The 20594-nt window shown below is 73.5% G+C and carries 21 protein-coding genes; 7 read left to right on the top strand and 14 right to left on the bottom strand.

The window, feature by feature from the left end; genetic code table 11:
• Window positions 1-256: 256 nt before the first annotated feature.
• Window positions 257-685 (bottom strand): hypothetical protein, encoded by a 429-nt coding sequence (locus ACZ6C1_RS24165; RefSeq protein WP_469243003.1) that lies wholly within the window; start codon window positions 683-685, stop codon window positions 257-259.
• An 88-nt stretch (window positions 686-773) separates the two neighbouring features.
• On the opposite strand from ACZ6C1_RS24165, the gene ACZ6C1_RS24160 reads away from it, so the two are divergent.
• Window positions 774-5252, top strand: a complete 4479-nt coding sequence (locus tag ACZ6C1_RS24160; protein WP_469243004.1) for a cation-translocating P-type ATPase — start codon at window positions 774-776, stop codon at window positions 5250-5252.
• 4 nt (window positions 5253-5256) lie between these two features.
• Here the strand turns inward: ACZ6C1_RS24160 and ACZ6C1_RS24155 are convergent, their stop codons facing one another.
• The 7 genes from ACZ6C1_RS24155 to ACZ6C1_RS24125 form a co-directional block, all read right to left on the bottom strand.
• Window positions 5257-5940, bottom strand: coding sequence for a DedA family protein (locus ACZ6C1_RS24155; protein ID WP_469243005.1), 684 nt, complete (start codon window positions 5938-5940; stop codon window positions 5257-5259).
• Between the two features lie 135 nt (window positions 5941-6075).
• A complete protein-coding gene (locus ACZ6C1_RS24150) occupies window positions 6076-6834 on the bottom strand; it encodes a MerR family transcriptional regulator (protein ID WP_469243007.1) in 759 nt (252 codons plus the stop codon).
• An 88-nt stretch (window positions 6835-6922) separates the two neighbouring features.
• Window positions 6923-8119, bottom strand: coding sequence for an exo-alpha-sialidase (locus ACZ6C1_RS24145; protein ID WP_469243008.1), 1197 nt, complete (start codon window positions 8117-8119; stop codon window positions 6923-6925).
• A gap of 129 nt (window positions 8120-8248) precedes the next feature.
• Window positions 8249-8890 (bottom strand): PadR family transcriptional regulator, encoded by a 642-nt coding sequence (locus ACZ6C1_RS24140; protein ID WP_469243193.1) that lies wholly within the window; start codon window positions 8888-8890, stop codon window positions 8249-8251.
• 62 nt (window positions 8891-8952) lie between these two features.
• Window positions 8953-9489 (bottom strand): DinB family protein, encoded by a 537-nt coding sequence (locus ACZ6C1_RS24135; RefSeq protein ID WP_469243010.1) that lies wholly within the window; start codon window positions 9487-9489, stop codon window positions 8953-8955.
• 162 nt (window positions 9490-9651) lie between these two features.
• Window positions 9652-11109, bottom strand: a complete 1458-nt coding sequence (locus ACZ6C1_RS24130; protein ID WP_469243012.1) for an aldehyde dehydrogenase family protein — start codon at window positions 11107-11109, stop codon at window positions 9652-9654.
• Between the two features lie 66 nt (window positions 11110-11175).
• Window positions 11176-12057, bottom strand: a complete 882-nt coding sequence (locus ACZ6C1_RS24125; RefSeq protein ID WP_469243014.1) for a helix-turn-helix domain-containing protein — start codon at window positions 12055-12057, stop codon at window positions 11176-11178.
• 310 nt (window positions 12058-12367) lie between these two features.
• Between ACZ6C1_RS24125 and ACZ6C1_RS24120 the strand changes: the two genes are divergently transcribed.
• The gene (locus tag ACZ6C1_RS24120) at window positions 12368-12877 is read left to right on the top strand and encodes an ATP-binding protein (protein ID WP_469243015.1); all 510 of its coding nucleotides are present in this window, start codon (window positions 12368-12370) and stop codon (window positions 12875-12877) included.
• A 111-nt stretch (window positions 12878-12988) separates the two neighbouring features.
• Here ACZ6C1_RS24120 and ACZ6C1_RS24115 read toward each other — a convergent pair whose 3' ends face one another.
• The 5 genes from ACZ6C1_RS24115 to rpmG all read right to left on the bottom strand — a co-directional run bounded on the left by ACZ6C1_RS24115 (window position 12989) and on the right by rpmG (window position 15284).
• The gene (locus ACZ6C1_RS24115; RefSeq protein WP_469243194.1) at window positions 12989-13228 is read right to left on the bottom strand and encodes a DUF397 domain-containing protein; all 240 of its coding nucleotides are present in this window, start codon (window positions 13226-13228) and stop codon (window positions 12989-12991) included.
• Between the two features lie 247 nt (window positions 13229-13475).
• Complete coding sequence (gene rpsR / locus ACZ6C1_RS24110) at window positions 13476-13721, bottom strand: 30S ribosomal protein S18 (protein ID WP_469243017.1); 246 nt, start codon at window positions 13719-13721, stop codon at window positions 13476-13478.
• A gap of 5 nt (window positions 13722-13726) precedes the next feature.
• Window positions 13727-14854, bottom strand: a complete 1128-nt coding sequence (locus ACZ6C1_RS24105) for a CobW family GTP-binding protein (RefSeq protein ID WP_469243018.1) — start codon at window positions 14852-14854, stop codon at window positions 13727-13729.
• Complete coding sequence (locus tag ACZ6C1_RS24100; protein ID WP_469243020.1) at window positions 14854-15111, bottom strand: type B 50S ribosomal protein L31; 258 nt, start codon at window positions 15109-15111, stop codon at window positions 14854-14856. Before ACZ6C1_RS24100 ends, ACZ6C1_RS24105 begins: the two co-directional genes overlap by 1 nt.
• An 8-nt stretch (window positions 15112-15119) precedes the next feature.
• Window positions 15120-15284, bottom strand: a complete 165-nt coding sequence (gene rpmG, locus ACZ6C1_RS24095; protein ID WP_003999141.1) for a 50S ribosomal protein L33 — start codon at window positions 15282-15284, stop codon at window positions 15120-15122.
• 62 nt (window positions 15285-15346) lie between these two features.
• Here rpmG and rpmB point away from each other — a divergent pair, with 62 nt between their 5' ends.
• The 3 genes from rpmB (at window position 15347) to ACZ6C1_RS24080 (ending at window position 16414) form a co-directional block, all read left to right on the top strand.
• Window positions 15347-15583, top strand: a complete 237-nt coding sequence (gene rpmB, locus ACZ6C1_RS24090) for a 50S ribosomal protein L28 (protein ID WP_469243022.1) — start codon at window positions 15347-15349, stop codon at window positions 15581-15583.
• Complete coding sequence (gene rpsN, locus ACZ6C1_RS24085; RefSeq protein WP_469243024.1) at window positions 15583-15888, top strand: 30S ribosomal protein S14; 306 nt, start codon at window positions 15583-15585, stop codon at window positions 15886-15888. Before rpmB ends, rpsN begins: the two co-directional genes overlap by 1 nt.
• Window positions 15889-15949: 61 nt before the next feature.
• Window positions 15950-16414 carry a hypothetical protein gene (locus ACZ6C1_RS24080; protein WP_469243026.1) on the top strand — a complete coding sequence of 155 codons (465 nt, stop codon included), beginning with the start codon at window positions 15950-15952 and terminating at the stop codon, window positions 16412-16414.
• 50 nt (window positions 16415-16464) lie between these two features.
• Here ACZ6C1_RS24080 and ACZ6C1_RS24075 read toward each other — a convergent pair whose 3' ends face one another.
• Window positions 16465-17625 (bottom strand): DUF2786 domain-containing protein, encoded by a 1161-nt coding sequence (locus ACZ6C1_RS24075; protein ID WP_469243028.1) that lies wholly within the window; start codon window positions 17623-17625, stop codon window positions 16465-16467.
• A 127-nt stretch (window positions 17626-17752) separates the two neighbouring features.
• Between ACZ6C1_RS24075 and ACZ6C1_RS24070 the strand changes: the two genes are divergently transcribed.
• Entirely contained in the window at window positions 17753-18487 is a 735-nt protein-coding gene (locus ACZ6C1_RS24070) for an ABC transporter ATP-binding protein (RefSeq protein ID WP_469243029.1), read from the top strand.
• On the top strand, window positions 18481-20568 hold the full coding sequence (locus ACZ6C1_RS24065) for an ABC transporter permease (RefSeq protein WP_469243031.1): 2088 nt from the start codon (window positions 18481-18483) through the stop codon (window positions 20566-20568). Before ACZ6C1_RS24070 ends, ACZ6C1_RS24065 begins: the two co-directional genes overlap by 7 nt.
• Window positions 20569-20594 lie beyond the last annotated feature (26 nt).

Genomic DNA, 20594 nt, shown 5'->3' with positions numbered 1-20594 from the left:
GGGGCGACCCTGCACGGCCACACCCCGGTCGTACGCCGGGTGCGGGCCGGTGGTTCTTGTAAGACGGCGAGGAGGGGCCGTGCAGGGTCGCCCCCGCAGCGGATCGGCGGAGCGAAACGGTGAGGAGAGTGCTCGGGCACCCCGCCGACCGCGAGGAGGTGAGCCCGGAGGGGCCCCGACCCGGAACGCCGGCCGCAACCGACCTGCACACGCCGCACGGCCGCCGCCGTGACCGGGGCCGGGGCCGGGGAGAGTGTCAGGCCGCAGTGGCGCGGGGGCGGGTGGAGCCCGGGGACATCAGGCCGCCGCGGCGGAGGACGGCGTAGCCGAGGCCGATGCCGATGGCGACGGGCCATTCGATGACGTCGGCCGCGCCCAGGACCCCGAGGCCGAGGTAGAGCGGCAGGCCGCCCTTCGAGGGGAGCACCTGACGGGCGGCAGCGACCGGGAGCAGCGCCGCGTTCGCCGCGCCGTTCGCGACCCGGTCGAGGGACGGAACGGTGAAGCTGATCGTGCGGCCTCCTGGGGAGGCCTTGTCCTCGCTCCGCTCGGGGGCCGGTGCCTTGAGCGCCTTCGCCGCCATCTGCTGGTCGGCGGCCGTCGCGTCGGTGGGCTTGGTCTCGGTGGACTTCGTCGTGGTGCGCTTACGAGGTGCTGGAGAGGTGGCCACAGATCTCACATCCATGGATGCGGTATGGGCAGGTTGTCCATATTTCAGGGTATCCATTCCGGGACGGCTGAAGCGGACGTGACGACGACCGGAGGAACCAGCCATGTCACCGTTGCACCTGCTCGGACCCGTGGCGTCCGGCGTGACGTATGGCGTCGCCGTCGGCGTGCGCGGCGCCGCCGACGTGGCCGCGCAGCTCATGGGGCTGCCGCAGCGCGGCGTGTGGTGGCGGCCCGGGCGCTGCTACATCGAGGTGCACGGGGTGCACGGGGCGGGCGGCGACCGGGTCGCCCGGCGCGTCGAGCGCGCCCTGGAGGAGCATCCGGGCGTGCTGTGGGCCCGGGTGAACGCGCCGTCCGAGCGCGTGGTCGTGGCCGTGTCCGCACCGCCACCGTCGGACCGCGAACTGGTCGCCCTCGTCGAGCGCGCGGAAGGAGAGCTCGACGCGCACGCCGACGAGTTCGACGAGTGGTGCCCCGAACCGCACCACCCGAGCGAGGGCCCCGACACCCGCCAGTCGGTGCCCGCGCTGGCCGCCGACACGGTGGGGCTGGCCCTCGCCTCCGTACGGCGGCTGGCCCCCTGGTTCCGACTGCCGCCCGAGGTGGCGGCGCTCACGGGCGCCCTCCAGCGCCACCCGCGGCTGCGCCACCTGGTCGCCGAGCTCAGCAGCGCGGAGCAGGCCGAATCCGTACTGCCCGTCGTCAGCGCCCTCGCCCAGGGCGTGGCCACCCGGGGCGGCGGCCTCGCCCTGGACGCCTTCGAACGGGTCGCCCAGTGGCGCGAGGCCACCGCCGAACGCGCCGCGTGGAACGAGGCCGAGCCCCGGCTCGTCACCGGGCCGGACGACGCCTCGGCCGATCCGATCGTCGTCGACCGCGCCGGTCCGCCGCCCAAGGACACCACCGACCGGTACGCCGAGCGCGCCACGGCGGCGGGTCTGGCGGCCGGCGCGCTGGCGTCCCCGTTCGCAGGGCCGCGCAAGGGGCTGGCCGTCGCCCTGTCCGCCGTGCCGAAGGCCCCGGACGCCGGCCGCGAGGGCTTCGCCACCCGGCTGGGCCGGGCGCTGGCACTGCGGGGCGTCGTCACCATGGACCGGAGCGCGCTGCGGAGGCTCGGACAGGTCGACACGGTGATCCTGGAGGAGGACGCGCTGCGCAGCGACCGGTACGAGCCCGTGGACCTGGAGCTGCTCAGCGGCGCCGACCCCGAGCTGACCGCGGAGCGGCTCTTCGCGCTGTTCGACTCCGACGCGCCCCTGCGGACCGCCCGCGACGACGACGGCTGGATCCTCGGCCCGCTGGACGACCTGGAACTGACCGGCCGCACCGGGCGGCAGGCCGAGGGGCAGCTGCGCCGCCGGGGTGCCGAGAAGACACTCGGCCTGGCGCGTGGCCACCGGCTCCAGGCGGTGGCGGGGCTCGCCACCCAGACCGCCCCGGGCGCGGACGCCGTCGCCGCCGCCGCCCGCCGGGCGGGGGCGCGGGTGGTGCTGGCGACCGACCGGGAGTCCCCGGCGTTCACCTTCGCCGACGCGGTGGTCCCGGCGGGCGGGCGTCTGGTCGCCTCCGTACGCGGCCTCCAGGCCGACGGCGCGGTGATCCTGCTGGTGTCCGGCAACCGGCGGGCGCTGGGCGTGGCCGACTGCGGGGTCGGCGTGCACCGCGAGGGCGAGCCGCCCGCCTGGGGCGCCCACCTCATCGTCGGCGCCGACCTCGAATCGGCGGGGATCATCGTGGACGCCGTCGGCATGGCGGCCCGCGTCGACCGGGACAGCGCCGTGCTCGCGGCCGGCGGCAGCGGTGTCGGCGCGGTGGCCGCGCTGCAGGCGCCGCCCGCCCAGGCGACGGCCCGGGGCATGGCGGCCGGGACGACCGCCGCGAGCGTGGCGTTCTGCATGGGCGCCTGGCGCGCCCGGCAGCTCCTCGCCCGGCCCCTCGCCCCGCCCGTCACGAGCGTGCCCTGGCACCTGATGCCCACCGACCGGGTCCTGGAGCGGCTCCGCACCGGCGCCGACGGCCTGACCGCCGACGAGGCCGCCACCCGCGGTGGAGGTTCCGGCGGCAACGAGCCCGCCCGCCTCACCCTGCCGACCGCCTTCGTCGAGGAACTCGCGAACCCCCTGACCCCCGTCCTCGCCGGCGGTGCCGCCCTCGCCACCGCCGTGGGCTCACGCACCGACGCCGGGCTGGTGGCCGCCATCACGGGCAGCTCCGCGCTCATCGGCGGCTTCCAGCGCGTACGGACGGAACGCGCCCTGGAGGAGCTGTTCCGCCGCTCGGCCATCGGCGCGCGCGTACGCCGGGGAGGGCGCGAGCGGCTGGTGACGGCCGGCGACCTGGTGGAGGGCGACATCGTCCTGCTGCGGCCCGAGGACGTCGTACCGGCGGACTGCCGGCTGCTGGAGGCGGAGGGGCTGGAGGTCGACGAGTCGTCGCTGACCGGTGAGTCCCTCGCCGTCCACAAGGACCCGGCACCGGTGGTTGCCACCGACATCACCGGCCGCCGCTCGATGGTCTACGAGGGGACCACCGTCTCCTCCGGCCGGGCGGTGGCCGTGGTGGTGGCGACCGGTTCGAGCACCGAGGTCGGACGGAGCCTCGCCACCGCCCGGCAGGCCGCGCCCGAGACGGGAGTGGAGGCCCGGCTCGCCTCGCTCACCCGGTCCAGCCTGCCCATCGCGATCGGATCGGCCGGCGCGGTCGCCGCGTCGGGCCTGCTGCACGGGCGGCCCCTCGCCGACAACCTCGCCTCCGCGGTGAACCTCGCCGTCGCCTCCGTACCCGAAGGGCTGCCCTTCCTCGTCAACGCCGCCCAGCTGGCCGCCGCGCGGCGCCTGGCCGACGTCGGCGCGCTCGTCCGCAACCCGCGGACCATCGAGGCGCTCGGCCGCGCCGACGTGCTGTGCTTCGACAAGACCGGAACGCTCACGGAGGGCAAGCTGCAGCTGGCAGCCGTGAGCGACGGGGACGGCGCGCTGCCGCTGGACCGGCTGGACGGCCCGCGCAAGGACGTCCTCGCCGCCGCGCTGCGGGCCACCCCGCCCGCCCGGCAGGCCGAGCCCATGGCCCACCAGACCGACCGCGCCGTGACGGCCGGGGCGCGCAGCGCCAAGGTGTCCGTGCGGCAGGCGGCGGCACGCTGGCGGAGGCTGGACACGCTGCCGTTCGAGCCGTCCCGCCCCTACCACGCCACGTCCGGGCAGACCGCGCACGGCCCGCTGCTGAGTGTGAAGGGCGCGCCCGAGAACGTCCTGGCCCGCTGTGCCCGGCGCCGGACGCCCGACGGCCGGCCGCAAGCGCTCGACGACGAGGGGATCGCGGGGCTGAACGCGGCGGCGGAGGAGCTGGCGGGCGCCGGGCGACGTGTGCTGGCGGTGGCGGAGCGCCGGATGGACACCGGCGAGGACCTCACCGACGACAGCGTGCGGAACCTGACCTTCCTGGGGTTCGTCACGCTGGCGGACCCGGTCCGTGCGGGCGCCGCGCCCGCGACGGCGCGGCTGCGGGAGGCGGGCGTGCACACCGTGATGCTCACCGGTGACCACCCGGCCACCGCCGACGCCATCGCGTCCACCATCAGCGAGGTCACCGACCCGAAGGTCTGTACGGGCGCCGAGCTGGACGAGCTGAGCGACGACGAGCTGGACGCGCTCCTGCCGACCGTGGACGTCATCGCCCGGTGCAGTCCGCACCACAAGGTCCGGATCGTCCAGGCGTACCAGCGCGTCGGCCGGGTCGTCGCGATGACCGGCGACGGCGCCAACGACGCGCCCGCCATCCGGCTCGCCGACATCGGCATCGCGCTCGGGCGGCGCGGCACCCCGTCCGCGACGGCGGCCGCGGACCTGGTGGTCAGCGACGACCGGCTGGAGACGATCGTCTCGGCGCTGATGGAGGGCCGGTCCATGTGGGCGTCGGTGCGGGCCGCGCTGGGCATCCTCATCGGCGGCAACCTCGGCGAGGTCACGTTCAGCGTGCTGGTCTCCACGCTGACCGGCGCCACACCGCTGAACGCCCGGCAGATCATGCTGGTCAACCTGCTGACCGACCTGGCGCCCTCACTGGCCATCGCCGTGCGGGAGCCGGCCGGCCAGGCGGCGCAACGGCTCCTGGCGGAGGGCCCGAGCCGCTCGCTGGGCAGCGCGCTCACCCACGAGATGCTGCTGCGCGGCGCCATCACCGCCACCGGGGCGGGGCTGGCGTGGACCGGTGCCCGCCTGACCGGCCGCAGCAGGCGGGCGGGCACGGTGGCGCTCGCCGCGGTCGTCGGTACGCAGCTGGCCCAGACCCTCGCGACGGGCGGTCTCGACCGGAACGTGCTGGCCGCGAGTCTGGGTTCGGCGGCGGTGCTGGCCGCCGTGATCCAGACGCCGGGAGTCAGCCAGTTCTTCGGCTGCACCCCGCTCGGGCCGGTCGGCTGGGGCATCGCGCTGAGCTCGATCGCCGCGGCGACCCTGCTCGGTACGGCCCTGTCGCCGCTGGTCCGCACGATGACGGCCGCGGCGGAGGAGGAGCCGGACGAGCAGGAACCGGACCAGCGGGACGAGCGCGAGCCGGACGAGCGGGAGTCGCCCGCCTGAGCGGTCAGCGCTTGGCGTGCCGCCCGCGCGGGGCCGAGGGCGCGCCGTCCTCGGCGACCGGCTCCTTCTTCTTCTGGGAGCGGGCCCGCAGGTACTCGATCACGATCGGGACGACCGAGATCAGCACGATGAGGATGAGGATGGGCTCGATGTTCTTGTGGACGAACTCGATCTTGCCGAGCGAGGCCCCGAGCAGCGTCACACCGGCGCCCCACAGGACACCGCCGATGACGTTGAAGGTGATGAACGAGCGGTAGTTCATCCGGCTCACACCGGCGATGATCGGCGTGAACGTCCGCACGATCGGGACGAACCGGGCCAGGATCAGCGACTTGGGGCCGTGCTTCTCGAAGAACTCATGGGCCTTCTCCACGTTCTCCTGCTTGAAGAGGCGGGAGTCCGGGCGCTTGAAGAGGGCCGGTCCGACCTTGCGGCCGAAGAGGTAACCCACCTGGTCGCCGATGATCGCGGACAGCACGACCAGGGTGCACACCAGCCACAGCGGGGTGTCGAGCACGCCGGTGGTGACCAGCAGCCCCGTGGTGAACAGCAGCGAGTCACCGGGGAGGAAGAAACCGATCAGCAGTCCGGACTCGGCGAAGACGATGACCAGGACGCCGATGAGGCCGAAGGTCTCGATGAGGTAGTCCGGGTCCAGCCAGCTCGGTCCGAGCGCAAGCGTATTCACGGGTTCCGGGGCTCCTGGGTCGGTGGGCGGGGGACGGCTGCCCAAAGCTATCAACGCTTCCACCCCCCACCCGGTTCCACGTCCCCTTCCCTGCCCCCCGCCCCCGGGATCCGGGCCCCGAGAGCGGCCGGCCGCTTACGAGTGGCGGGCCGCGTTGGCGTGGATGGCGGCGTGGAGGTGTTCGGCGAGGCCGGGGGCCATGGCCTCGTAATAGGCCGTGAAGCGCTTGTCCGACACGTACATGTCCGCGAGGCCCCGGTGGATCTCGTAGGTGCAGTCGTAGTGCCACCGGACGATCTGCTGCCGGTGTTCCTCGGCCAGGTCCATCGCCCGCTCGCTCGTCGGCGGCTCGCCCTCCGACATCAGGGCCTGGTAGCGGGCGCCCCACTCGGTGGCCTCGTCCTTCAGGCGCTGCCAGTCGGCCTTGGTGTAGCGCGCGGTACGGCGCTGGGACTCCCGGTAGGCGTCGGTGCCGCCCCAGCGCTGCTCCGCCTCCTCGGCGTACTGGTCGGGGTCGTGGTCCCCGAACACTTCGAACTTCTCCTCGGGCGTGAGGTTGATGCCCATCTTCTTCGCCTCCATGGCGTGTTCGACGGCCTCGGCCATCTTCTGCAGTTCGGCGATCCGCGTGGTCAGCAGTTCGTGCTGGCGCCGCAGGTGCTCGCGCGGGTCCGCGTCGGGATCGTCGAGGAGGGCCGCGACCTGGTCGAGCGGGAAGCCCAGCTCCCGGTAGAACAGGATCCGCTGCAGCCGGTCGAGGTCGGCGTCGTCGTAACGCCGGTGGCCCGCGTGGCTGCGGCCGCTCGGGGAGAGCAGGCCGATTTCGTCGTAGTGGTGCAGCGTCCGCACCGTGACGTGGGCGAAAGCGGCGACCTGTCCCACGGAGTAGCTCATGGCTCTCCGCTCCCTTCTTCTCGGTACGCACACCAGGCTGGGTCCTCACCCGACGTGAGGTGCAAGTCCCCCTCGGCCCAGGTCCCCTTCAGTCCTCGCAGGCCAGCCGGAAGGTCACCCAGCGCACCCCGTCGGGCGACACCCCGTACGCGCAGCCGGAACCGGCGGACCGCAGGTACCCCAGCGGGCCGCGGGTGACGTGGTACGTGCCGGGGCCCGCCTCCCTGAAGGTACGGCCGCCGTCACCGCTGGTGTACGTGCTCCGCTCCCCGTGCACGGTCAGCCGGCCGCCCGGCCCGGCGACCACGACGCCCGTGAGCGTGCGGGGCTCGCGCCCCGGGCCGCTCGTCCACACCCGCGTCCAGGTCCGGCCGCCGTCCCGGGAGCGGTGCAGGGCGCGCAGCGGGTTCCTGACCTGTTCCCCGCCCCCGAGCTCGCCGCCCTCCGCGGCGTACACCGCGTCCGGGCCGACGGTGACCGCGATGCGCCACGCGGGACCGGCGGAGGGGCTGGGCAGCCTGCTCACCGTCCATGTCCGGCCGGCGTCCCGCGTCACGGCGACGGCCGTGCGGCCCGAGCGGGGTTCGACGCCCGACAGCCACCAGGATCCGTCGGGCTGGGCCTCGCCCGCCGGCGCGCGGTGCCGGCCGAGCCCCGGCTGCCGCGCCAGGAACCGGACCTTCCCGTCCTCGGGCGAGATCGCCACCAGCCGCGGTTCGTCGCACTCCTGCACGAGCGGCCCGTCCGGCCCGGCGCACCGGGTGGACAGCACCGCGCCTGGGGGGATCGTGTCGGCCGTGCCCGCCGCCCGCAGGTCACCGGCCCGCCAGGACCGGCCGCCGTCCTTCGTGAACCAGGTGCGCAGCGGATGCCGCTCGCTGCCCTCGTGGATCAGGGCGCGGCCCGGGCCCAGCACCGTGAGCGTGGCGGTGACGCCCACGCCGCGTACCTCGGGCAGCGGAGAGGTCCGCAGCACCCACCGGTCCGCGCCCCGGTCGAGCACCGCGACGTGCTGGCGGCAGAAGCCGTTCTCCGGGGCGGTCTCGTCCTCGACGCACTGGGCGAGCAGGGCGAACCCGCTCCCGTCGGCGGCGAATCCGGGGCTGTGCGACCAGCCGGGCAGGCCGGGAGCCGACGGGATGCGGGGCAACGCCGGTCCCGGGGTCGCCGACGGGGGTGGCGTCGGCGACGGCCGCGCCTCCTGCCCCGTACAGCCTCCGGCCACGAGTGACGCCGACAGCGCCGTCGCCGCCACCGTCCCGGTCACGCGTGCACGTCCGCGCATGGAGCCGCCCCCCGCCCTCCGGCCGGTCCGTGGCGGACCGTGCCGTCATGGAAGCACCGCGGGCCCCGACCCGTCAGCGGCTCGGCCGGCCGAAGTTCCGCGCCGCCGGCGGGACGACCGGCGAGCCGGCTACCGGACGTCCTCCGGGTGCGCCGTCCCCGTCGCGTACGGGTTCTCCTGGCCCTCCGCCAGCACGCCCACGAACGGCTCGCCCTCCCCCGCGAAGGTGTACGCCCCGCCCTCGATGCGCTCGATCAGTCCGCGGGTCCACGCGGCGCCCGCGTCGGCCGAGTGCACCCACATGTTCATGATCTCGCCGATGTGGCCGAGCGCCTCCGGCCCGTCCTCGGGGGTGTAGTACTCCGTGACGCTCGCCCGCCAGCGCTCCAGCCCCTCGATCCGCTGTCGGAGGAGCGCGACGGCCTCCTCGCGCGGCAGGTCGACGATGAAGCCGACCCCCGCGGACAGGACGTCCGTCTTCTGGTCATGGGTGGTCAGCGACTCGCGCAGCAGCGCGAAGTACTCCTCGGTGCCCTTGTCGGTGATCTCGTACTCGGTGCGGGGCGGGCCGCCGGCCGTGCTCGGCGCGGTCTCGTGGGCGTGCAGCAGCCCCTGCTTGGCCATCTGCTTGAGGGCGTGGTAGATCGAGCCGGGTTTGGCGTTGGACCACTCGTGCGCGCCCCAGAACTCCAGGTCGTTGCGGACCTGGTAGCCGTGCGCCCGCCCGTGCTGGCGCACGGCCCCCAGAACCAGCAGCCGGATCGCCGACATCTCCCACACACCCTTCGTAGTCAACTTTGACCAGGGTACGCAGGCGGTGCGGGCGGTGACCGTCAGGCGTGCTCCAGGGCGATCAGATCGAAGGCACTCTTGCCGTCCAGCGACTCACGGACGATGTCGGCGTGGCCGGCGTGCCGGGCGATCTCCTCGACGAGGTGCATGCCCAGCCACCGCATCGAGACGCGGGCGTCCTTCGGGTACCAGGGCGCGTCCGGGAGCGGGAAGGTGTCGTCCAGGCTCGGCACCGTCCGCAGGAACTCCTCCGTCTCCTCGGCCACCGCGTCCCAGAACGCCAGCACGCCCTTGACCGACTCGTCGTCCACCAGCCGGAAGCTGTCGGCCCAGTTCTCCTCGGTGCGCTGCTTCTCGTTGGGCCGCTGCTGGGCCAGCCGCAGCCAGGCCAGCTCCGTCTCGGCGACGTGCTTGACCAGACCCGACAGCGACAGCTCGCTCGCGCTGGGGCGGGACGCGGCCTGCTCGTCGGTCAGTCCGAGCACCGAACGGCGGACCGCGCCGCGCTGCGCCTCGATGAAGTTGAGCAGCGCGCCGCGCTCGTCGCCGTGAGCCTCTGCGGGAACGTGAGTGACCATGACCTGGTCCGCCTTTCCGGTCGGTGCCTTACGACAACCAACCTACGGACCCTTGCGGTCAGGCTCTGTCCTCAACTCGCGCGGAATCGAGCCCGACTCGCGCCCGACTCGCGTCCGAGTCACGCCGTCTTCACGCGGCGGAGGTCCCCGGAGCAGGGGTCCTCAGAAGGGGAAGCGGCTCCGGCCGTGCTGGATGGAGATCCACTTGTAGGTGGTGAAGGCGTCCACCGTCGCCTCGCCGTTCAGCCGCCCCACGCCCGAGTGCTTCTCGCCGCCGAACGGAACGATCGGCTCGTCGTGGACGGTGGCGTCGTTGATGTGGATCATGCCGGTGTGGATGCCCCGGGCGACCCGTACGCCACGCTCGACATCACCCGTGTGGACGGCGCCGCTGAGGCCGTACGGGGTGTCGTTGGCGATCCGTACCGCCTCCTCCTCCCCGTCGAAGGGGACGAGCATCACGACGGGCCCGAAGATCTCCTGGCCCAGGACGGGGGAGTCGTCGGGCAGGCCGGTCAGCACGGTCGGCGTCACGACGTTGCCCTCGGCGGTGCCGTGCACCAGCGCCGTCGCACCGGCCTCGACGGTCTGCTCGACGAGCGTGGTCACCGCCTCGGCCTGGGAGGCGTTGATGAGGGGACCGATGTGGGTGGCCGGATCGGCGGGGTCACCGGCCTTCAGGGTGCGGACCTTGGCGACGAACTTCTCGGTGAACTCCCGCTCCACCGCCCGGTCGACCAGCACCCGGTTGGCCGCCATGCACACCTGCCCCTGGTGCACGAACCGGCTGAAGACGGCCGCGTCGACCGCATAGTCGATGTCCGCGTCGTCCAGCACGATGAGTGCGCTGTTGCCGCCGAGCTCCAGCACGCACCGCTTGAAGTTGGCGGCGCAGACCGTGGCCACGTGCCGGCCGACCCGGTCGGATCCGGTGAACGAGATGACCTTGGGCACCGGGTGCTCGATCAGCGCGTCACCGATCTCCGCGATGTCGGTGATCACGACGTTGAGCAGGCCGGCCGGGAGCCCGGCGTCCTCGAAGATCTTCGCGACCAGCGCGCCGCCGAGGATCGGCGTGTTCTGGTGGGGCTTGAGGACGACCGCGTTGCCGAGGGCGAGCGCCGGGGCGACGGACTTGATCGAGAGCAGGAAGGGGAAGTTGAACGGGCTGATGACCCCGACGACGCCGACCGGCACTCGGTAGAGGCGGTTCTCCTTGCCGTCGACCGGCGAGGGGAGGATGCGGCCCTCGGGGCGCAGGGCCAGGTTGACCGCCTCGCGCATGAACTCCTTGGCCAGGTGGAGCTCGAAACCGGCCTTGGCCCGCGTACCGCCGAGTTCGGCGATGATCGCCTCGGTGATCTCGGCCTCGCGCTCCTCGATGAGTCGCAGCGCCCGCTCGAAAACGGCGCGGCGGGTGTACGGATTGGTGTCCGCCCACGCGCGCTGTGCCCGTTCGGCCGCCCGGTAGGCCTGGTCTATCTCCTCGACCGTGGCCACGGTTATGGAGGCGAGCTTCTCCTCGTTGTACGGGTTGAAGTCGATGATGTCCCACGAGCCGCCACCGGCCCGCCACTCACCGTCTATGTACTGCAGGGCCAGGTCTGTGAAGTAGGACATGCCATCCCTTCCCGAGGGCGCGCAAGCTCATACAGGTGTTTGATGGGACGTCATCCTACTGGCGGGTCACGTGAGTTGGAGGAGACCTCGGAGAAGGTCGCGGCTTTCCTCGGGGCCCGGGCTGTCCTGATGCAGCCGCTTCATCACCCGCTCGTACTGGGCCACTTCTTCGCGCTTGTCGAGGTACAGCGCGCTCGTCAGCTGCTCCAGGTAGACGATGTCGGAGAGGTCGGACTCGGGGAACCGCAGCATGGTGAACGCGCCGCTCTCGCCCGCGTGGCCGCCGAAGCTGAACGGCATGACCTGCAGCGTGACGTTGGGCTGCTCGGAGACCTCGATCAGGTGCTTGAGCTGGTCGCGCATCACGGCCCGGTCCCCGTACGGGCGGCGCAGCGCGGCCTCGTCGAGAACGGCATGGAACCGCGGGGCCCGCTCGGAGACGAGGATCTTCTGGCGCTCCAGGCGCAGCGCGACGCGCCGGTCGATCTCGGCCCGGGCGGCGTCCGGCATGCCGCGGGTGACGACGGCGTGCGCGTACGCCTCCGTCTGCAACAGGCCGTGCACGAACTGCACTTCATAGATACGGATGAGGGAGGCGGCGCCCTCCAGCCCGATGTAGGTCTGGAACCAGCCGGGGAGCACGTCGCCGTAACTGTGCCACCAGCCGGTGACGTTGGCCTCGCGGGCGAGGCCGAGGAGGGATTCGCGTTCGGTGTCGTCCGTGACGCCGTACAGCGTGAGCAGGTCCTCGATGTCCCTCGCCTTGAAGCTCACCCTGCCCAACTCCATACGGCTGATCTTGGATTCGGACGCCCGGATCGAGTAGCCGGCGGCCTCACGGGTGATGCCGCGCGACTCACGCAGCCGCCGCAGCTGCGAGCCCAGCAGGATGCGCCGCACCACGGAACCGCTCGATTCACTTGCGGTCACGTCTCCAACCCTCCCCATCGCTGATGTGTACGACGGAGCACCCCCGAGCCCCGAGACGGCGGATTCTGCCACCAAAACGCTTCACCGCGTACTCGCCCGGTTACGCAAAGACGAAGCCTTGACCGAGTCACGCCCTCTTGACCGTGCCTCCGGTGAAAGTCATGGGGGGAAGATATGCGCAGCAACCGGTGCGAGACGGTACAGACCCGGCGCGTGCACGTGCATCTGCCCTTGCATCAGGTGGTCCCATTCGGAACCATGGACCCCGCGCACCTGCGTAGTCGTTCGTGTTGTCGCACCACAGCCGCGAATCCCGGGAGTGCCTCGCATGGGGACGAATGGATCGACCATGCTCGAGCCTTTAAGGCAGGGGCTTCCGCCGATCGACGCCGCTTCCGTCTCCAGTTCCGCCTCGTGCGCACTGCCCGCCCGCTATGAAGCGGTGCGCGGCGCACGGAAGTTCACCAGCACGACACTGGCCCAGTGGGACCTCACCGACCGGTTCGACGACGTCGCACTGGTCGTCTCCGAACTCGTCACCAACGCGCTCCGGCACGCCCTGCCCGCCGACACGCCCCGTGACGCCCCGCACGACCCGCCCGTACGGCTGCATCTGATGCGCTGGGCGAGCCGTCTGGTGTGCGCGGTGCGCGACCCGAGCCCGGACAGCCCCGCGACGCGCGAGTCGGAGGAGGACTTCGCGGCCGAGTCGGGCCGGGGGCTGTTCCTGGTCGAGTCCTTCAGTGACAGCTGGGGCTGGCACCCGCTGGCCGGCACGCTGCACGGCAAGGTGGTCTGGGCCCTGTTCCGCCTCTCGGACACGCCGCAGAAGCCGTAGACAGCGAGAGCGTGGACCCGACGCCATCGAGGCGCCGCCTTTCCGGCGGCGCCTCGCGGTCGTGCCCGGGTCCCGCGGCCGTGGCCCGGAATCCGGCGGATCCGGTCCGGCTCAGCCGGCTATCAGGTGGTCGAACTCGCCGTCCTTGACGCCCAGCAGCATGGCCTCGATCTCGGCCGGCGTGTAGACCAGCGCCGGGCCGTCCGGGTGCCGTGAATTGCGTACGGCGACATCCCCGCCGGGCAGTTTGGCGAACTCCACGCACGAGCCCTGCGAGTTGCTGTGCCTGCTCTTCTGCCATACGACGCCGTGAAGCTCCGTGGCCGCCATGCCGTTGTACACGTAGTGCACAGGACGCTCCCCGAGATACATGTTGCAGGTGTCAACTATCGGGATCATAGCGGTGAATCCCGCGCAGGTGCGCGTGCAGATGCACGTGCACGCGGGGTGTTCCTGTGGTTACAAGCGCGTTGCTACTGCCCCGTACGCCATAAGAGACGTACGAGCGGCCGTAATGGCTCCCTCCCTTCCTCCACGACATACGAAAAGGCCCTCCGGGAAGGAGGGCCTTTGGTCGAATGTGCGTACGCGAGGACCGTCAGCGCGCCGACGAGGAGTACGGCAGCAGGGCCATCTCGCGCGCGTTCTTGATCGCGCGGGCCAGTTGCCGCTGCTGCTGCGCCGACACCCGCGTCACCCGGCGGCTGCGGATCTTGCCACGGTCGGAGATGAACCTCCGCAGCAGGTCGGTGTCCTTGTAGTCGATGTACGTGACGCCGTCGCGGTCGAGGGGATTGGGGCGGGACTTGGCGGGCTTGCGGTCGGCCGAGTGTCGGGGGGACATGGGGGTCAGACCTCCAGGAGGGCGTCGAAGGCGGGCGGGAGCCGCTTCCAGGCCTCGCGGCCCGCGGCGAACTCCGCGTCGGTGAGCAGGCAGGAGTCGAGGAGCTCGGCGAGCCCCTCCCGGTCCAGGCCGGGCGAGGTGAAGACCAGGTGCTGGCAGCAGTCCCCGTGCTCGGGGTCCCAGTCCAGCGCGGCCGCCGCCCGGCGCACCGGCGGGACCATCTCCCAGGCGGCGTCCGGCAGCGAGGCGAGCCACGGCCCGGCGGGCTCGACGCACAGGGCGCCGCCCGCCGCGTCCCACGCCAGCAGCGTGTCCGGCCGGTCGGCCAGCCAGAACCGCCCCCGGCTGCGCGCCGCCGCACAGCACAGGTCCTCCAGTGCCGCGTACAGCCGCTCCGGGTGGAACGGGCGGCGGCGGTGCCACACATAGGTGCCGACGCCGTGCGCGTCCGCCTCCTGGGGCAGCAGCGCACAGGCGGGGTGCTGTGCGGCCGCCGCCGCCTCGACGTCGAACCCCGCCAGCGCGGCGGCGGCCAGGTCCCCGTCGGGCAGGGTCACCCGGTGGGCCGTCGGGTGGAGCTGAGCCAGGAGCGCGCGGTCCTCGTCGTCGGCGTCCGGGTTGTCCAGGACGGCGAGGACCGGCGCGTACTCCAGCTGACGCGCCCAGGTGTCGGCGACCGTGCGCTGGTCGGTGGCGGCCGCGGCCAGCCCCGCCTCCTTCAGGTCGTCGCCGTTGCCGAGGTAGGGCAGCAGCAGCGCCGGGTCGACGGCGGTGATCACGGAGCTGACCGTCAGCCCGGCCGCCGCGACGACCTCGGCCATCGCCTTGGGTTCGACCGAGTCCCACAGCTCGACCACCGCGAGCCGCGTCAGCCCGGCGCCGGCGAGCCGTTCCAGCTCCGGCACCAGGTCCTCGCGCAGCGCGCAGCACGCGCAGTCGTTGACCAGCGGTGTCTCGTCCGTCGACAGGACACCGGTCGTGTCGCGCACGGTACGGGTGACCGTGCCCCGTTCGGCGGCGGCCGCCAGGTCGTGGTGGAGCGCGACGCTGCCGGGAACGGTGGCGAGCAGCCGGTCGACGGCGGCCGTGCGGGCGTCGGAGTGCAGCCCGCCGACGAGAGCGACGGACAGCATCAGCGTCCCTCGCGTCGCCGGCCGTACCGCTGCTCGAACCGCTCTACGCGGCCCGCGGTGTCCAGCACGCGCGCGTGGCCCGTGTAGAAGGGGTGGCTCGCGGACGAGATCTCGACGTCGATGACGGGGTAGGTGTTGCCGTCCTCCCATTCGACCGTCTTGTCGCTGGTGGCGGTCGACCGGGTGAGGAAGGCGAAGCCGCCCGCCTTGTCACGGAAGACGACGGGCTCGTACGGGGGGTGGATTCCGGGCTTCATGGTGCGCCTCAGCGCTCCTCTCGGAAGTCGACGTGCCGCCCGACGACCGGGTCGTACTTGCGCAGCGTCATGCGGTCGGGGTCGTTACGGCGGTTCTTGCGGGTCACGTAGGTGTAGCCGGTGCCGGCGGTGGACCGGAGCTTGATGACCGGTCGGAGTTCGTTGCGGGCCATGGGGGTAGAGTAAATGGAAATGGTTTCCATTACCAAGACAGTGTCCAGAGAGGTAGGTCACCTTGTCCGCCCACTGCCAGCTGACCGGCGCCCAGCCGGGCTTCGGCAACCGCATCTCGCACTCGCACCGGCGTACGTCCCGCCGCTTCGACCCCAACATCCAGCGCAAGCGCTACTGGCTGCCCAGCGAGGGCCGGTACGTCCGGCTCACCCTGTCCACCAAGGGCATCAAGACCGTCGACTCGATCGGGATCGAGGCCGCCGTGGCCCGGATCCGCGCCCGGGGGGTGAAGGTCTGATGGCCAAGAAGAGCAAGATCGCCCGCAATGAGCGGCGCAAGGAGGTCGTCGAGCGGTACGCCGCCCGGCGCGCGGAGCTGAAGGAGCTGATCCGGCACCCCGGCACCCCCGAGGCCGAGCGGCTCGCCGCCCAGGCCGAACTGCGCCGCCAGCCGCGCGACGCCAGCCCCACGCGCGTCCGCAACCGCGACAGCGTGGACGGCCGCCCGCGCGGCCACCTGAGGCGGTTCGGGCTCTCCCGGGTGAACGTGCGACAGCAGGCGCACGCCGGGTTCCTGCCCGGGGTCACCAAGTCGTCCTGGTAGCCGGCCCTACCGGCTGGTAGCTTGGCGCGCGTTTCCGGCACCGACGTTGGGGAGACGTGGCGTGAACGCGCGCAGGCTCGTACGTACCGGGTTCGTCGCGGCGGCGGGTGTCACCGCCCTGCTCGCGCTGGCCGGCTGCGGCGGCGGCCGCGACCAGCGACCCACCGGTGAAGCCCGCGCAGGCGCAGCGCCTGCCGCCGGCGCCACCCCGGCCGTCAGCGGCCCCACCCCGTCCCCGGTCGCACCACCCGTCACCACCGGTGCCGCGGACGGGTCCTGGGTGGGGCTCACGGACGGCAGACCCGTCAGCGTCACCATCAAGAAGGGCCACGCCCTGGTACTGGCCGACGCGCACGTCTGCCAGGGCACCGCCCGGGGCACGGACACCGTCACGCTCAGCCTGACCTGCGGCGACGGATACACCGCCCGCACGGAGGGCGCCGCCAGGGCCGCCCGGGGCAAGCTGGTCGTCACCTGGACCGGCGGCGCGAAGGACACGCTCGGCAAGGCCGAGACGCCCGGGTGACGCCCGGGTGACGTCCGTGGAGCCGCACGGGAGACGCTCCCGGACAACGGCTACTCCGGCAGCCGCCCCCGCTCGGGGCCACGCGCCCGCCCGTGATCCGTCCGCGCCCGGTCCGCCGCCGCCGTCCCGTGGTGCCAGCCCGCCTCGTCCACGGCGCCCCGCACGCGCGTGGTGGTCGTCTCGGGGAACATCCGGTCCGCCCGTGCCGTGACCGCCACGTCCCGGGCCGCGAGGACCGGCAACAGGGTCGGCTCCTCGGCGGTGACCCGGCGGGAGGTGGACGCGAGCCGGTCGCCGAGGCGGTGGGCGTACGCCAGCAGGAACGACTGACGAAACGTCTTCGTACGCTTCCGTCCACCCTTCCTCTGTTCCGCCTCCGCCTTGGTCATCGCGCCCGTCCCCTGGACCAGCAGCGAGGTGTACAACAACTCGACGACCTCCAGGTCCGGCTCGAAGCCGACGACGGTCGAGAAGCCGAACGCCTCGTTCCACACCGCCCGGCAGCGGTTCGCCGACGCCACCGCGTCCAGCAGGATCGCCTTGGCCGTCTCGTACGGCGCCTCGACGCCGATCCGAACCGCGGCGGGCTCGTCCGGGCTGTGCGTGCGGGCCGCGAGGGCGGCCTCGTCCAGGCTGTGGCGCGCCATCAGCTCCTGTGCCTTCGCGGTCAGCGCCTCGGCCTCCTCCGGGTAGCCGGTCGCCTCCGCCTTGGCCAGCAGCGCCCGGATCCGGGCCAGCATCCGCGGCTCGCCGTGCGCGGGCGCGGAGTGCAGGGGTGAGGCACCCGGTACAGGGCCGACGGGTTCGAGCGCGGGGAGGCGGGCGAGCAGCCGGTACAGCTCCAGCACGGCCGTGGCGTACGAGAAGCGGTCCGCGCGCCAGCCGGTGTCACCGAGCTCGGCGAGCTGCGCGGCCCACCGGGGCGGCAGCCGCTCGTACCGGCCCGTCTCGGCGGCGATCAGCCCCGACACCAGCCGTACGTGGTGCTCGTCCAGGTCCCGGCGTACGAGCCGGACCACATCGGCCGGCTGCCAGCCGCGCTGCCACGCCCGGCGCACGAACTCCTCACCGCGCCGCGCCAGCTCGGCGTCCGCGCCCGGGTCGGCGGCCAGGAGCGAGGCACCGGTGTCGAGGGCCGTGTCGTCCCGCGCGTACAGAGCGGCGGCGAACGCCCGCTCCACGGCACCTGCCTCCGAGTGCCCCGCTGACATGGTCCCCGCCTCCTCGCGCGTACGCCGCTTCCGGTGTCCATGGTCGCAGGGGGGTAGGGCCGGCCCTACCCCGAAGACACCTGCCAGCGGTCGTGATCGCGGGCCGGGGAAGCGGTTCGCTTGAGCCATGACCACAACCGCCGTACGGCTCACCGCCCTTCGCCGCACCTACGGCGACGTCACCGCGCTCGACGGCGTCGGCCTGGACTTCCGTGCCGGGTCCTTCACCGCCGTCATGGGACCGTCCGGGTCCGGCAAGTCGACGTTGCTCCAGTGCGCGGCGGGCCTCGACCGGCCGACCGGCGGGCGCGTCGAGGTCGACGGCGTCGACCTGGCCGGGCTGAGCGAGCGGCGGCTGACGCTGCTGCGGCGCGACCGGATCGGGTTCGTGTTCCAGGCGTTCAACCTGCTGCCGTCGCTGACCGCCGCGCAGAACGTCGCCCTGCCGCTGCGGCTCGCCGGGCGGCGCCCGTCCCGTTCCGAGGTGCGGGCGGCCCTCGCACGCGTGGGACTGGCCGAGCGGGCGCGGCACCGGCCCGGCGAGCTGTCCGGTGGGCAGCAGCAGCGGGTGGCGATCGCCCGGGCCCTGATCACCCGGCCCGCCGTGCTGTTCGGTGACGAGCCGACCGGGGCGCTGGACAGCACGACGAGCCGTGAGGTGCTGCGGATGCTGCGGGAGGTGGTGGACCGGGACGGGCTGACGGTCGTCATGGTCACCCATGATCCGGTGGCCGCCTCGTACGCGGACCGGGTCGTCTTCCTGGTGGACGGGCGGGTGAGCGGGGAGCTGACGGCGCCCACCGCCGAGGTGGTCGCGGGCCGGATGGCCGGGCTGGAGTCCCCGGAGCGTGCGGCGTGCTGAGCCTCGCGGTCCACGGGCTGCGCGGCCGCTGGACGGCCTTCGTGGGAAGCTTCGTCGCGCTGGCGCTCGGCGTCGGGCTGCTGGCGACCATGGGCCTGGGCCTGGCGTCGACGTTCGACGCGCCGGAGCGGGCGCCCGAGCGGTTCGCGGCCTCGCCGGTGGTGGTGGTCGGTACGGACACCCTGACCGTCGGGCGCGTCACGCACGAGCTGTTCCATCCACACCCTGTGGACGTGCGGCTGCTCGCCGCACTGCGGGCACTCGGGCCGGTGACCACCGACGGAAGCCCGGATGCGGTGGGGGTCGACGCCGACCCCGACGCCGTCCGCCGGGTCGTCGGCGACCGCGGCCGGGTCCTCACCGGAGACGAGCGGCGGCAGGCCGACCCGGAGCCGGAGCGGGACGCGGAAGCGCTGGTGACGGTGAACGCCCTGCTGGGCACGGCCGGCGGGGTGACCGCCTTCGTGTCGGTGTTCGTCGTGGCGTCGACGTTCGCGTTCGCGGTGGCGCTGCGCAGACGCGAGTTCGGGCTGCTGCGGGCCGCGGGCGCGACGCCCGGGCAGGTGCGGCGGGCGCTGCTCACCGAGGCGGGCGTCGTGGGGGTCGTCGCCTCCGCGGCGGGATGCGCCCTCGGGGCGTGGGGCGCGCCGGAGCTGGCCCGGCTCCTGGTCGAGGGCGGCATCGCCCCCGAGTGGTTCACGGTCCGGGACGCCGCCTGGCCGTTCCACGCCGCCTTCTGGACCGGCCTGGCCGTCGCCGTCACCGGAGCCTGGGCGGCCGCCCGCCGGGCGGGGCGCACCGGTCCGGTCGAGGCGTTGCGCGAGGCGGACGTGGACAGCGGCGTCCTGCCCCCGGGCCGCCGTCTGCTGGGCGGGGCACTGCTGCTCACGGGTGCCGCCCTGCTCTGCTGGACGCTGATCACCGACCCGTCGGACCTGCTGAAGCGCAAGACGTACACGACCCAGCCGATGCTCCTGATCACCGGCGTGGCCCTGCTCGCCCCGCTGCTCGTCCGCCCGGTGGTGCGCGCCCTGCCGCTGCCCGGTGCCACGGGCATGCTCGTGCGGGAGAACACGGCCGCCGCCCTTCGCCGCACCGCCGCCGTCGCCGCGCCCGTCGTGGTCACCGTCGCCCTGGCCGGATCCCTGCTCGGCTCGGCCGGGACGGTGAGCGCCGCCAAGGCGGCCGAGGCCAGGCGGCACACGGCGGCGGACCACATCGTGACCGGCGAGGACCTCGAGCCGGTCCGGATACCCGGCGCCACGCTCTCCCCCACCGCGTCGACCGGCGTCTTCGTCCGCGACGGCGGCACGGCCGTCGTCCGGTACGAGGCCCGGGCGGTCGCCGACCCGGCAGCCTTCGCCGACCTGGCCCGCCTGCCCGTCGTCGCGGGTGACCTCAAGGACCTGGACGACACCTCGATCGTGATCAACCAGGAGATCGCGAACAGCGAGTCGGGGAAGCGGGCGGTCGGCGACCGGATCGCCGTGTGGCTGGGCGACGGGCGGCGGGTTTCGTTGCGCGTCGCGGCGGTGCTGGCGACCGGGACGGGCGACAACGGTCCGTACGTCACCGCCGCCAACGCCCGTGCGGCGGCTATCGACCGCGTCGACGTACGGCTCCCGCCCGGCACCGGCCCCGCCGTGCTGCGCGCCACCGGTGGCACGGTCACCTCCGTCGCGGCCTGGGCCGCCCCGCGCACCGGTCCGCAGACCCGGCTCGGCCTCCTCGTGGTGCTCGGCATCGCCCTTCTCTACACGGCGATATCCCTCGCCAACACACTGGTGATGGCGACGTCGGTCCGGGGTGGGGAGCTGCGCGCGCTGCGGCTGACCGGCGCGACCCGCCCCCAGGTCCTGGCGGTCGTCGCGGGCGAGGCGCTGCTCGCGGTCGCGGTCGGCGCGGTGCTCGGCGCCGCGGTGGCCGCGGTCAACCTCGCCGGGCTCGGCGCGGCCCTGGCCTCCCTGTCCGCCCCGGCCGCCGTCACGGTCCCGTGGAGCACGCTGGCCGCCGCGCTGGGCGGCTGCGCCCTGGTGGCGGTCACCTCGGCCGTCCTGGCCGCCACCCGCACGGGCCGGTGAGCACCCCCGTGACACCCGGCCGGCGC

The organism is Streptomyces sp. NPDC041796, from assembly GCF_055590785.1.
Note: the sequence above shows the minus strand (reverse complement) of the source record. Positions and strands in the feature narration are given on the sequence as shown.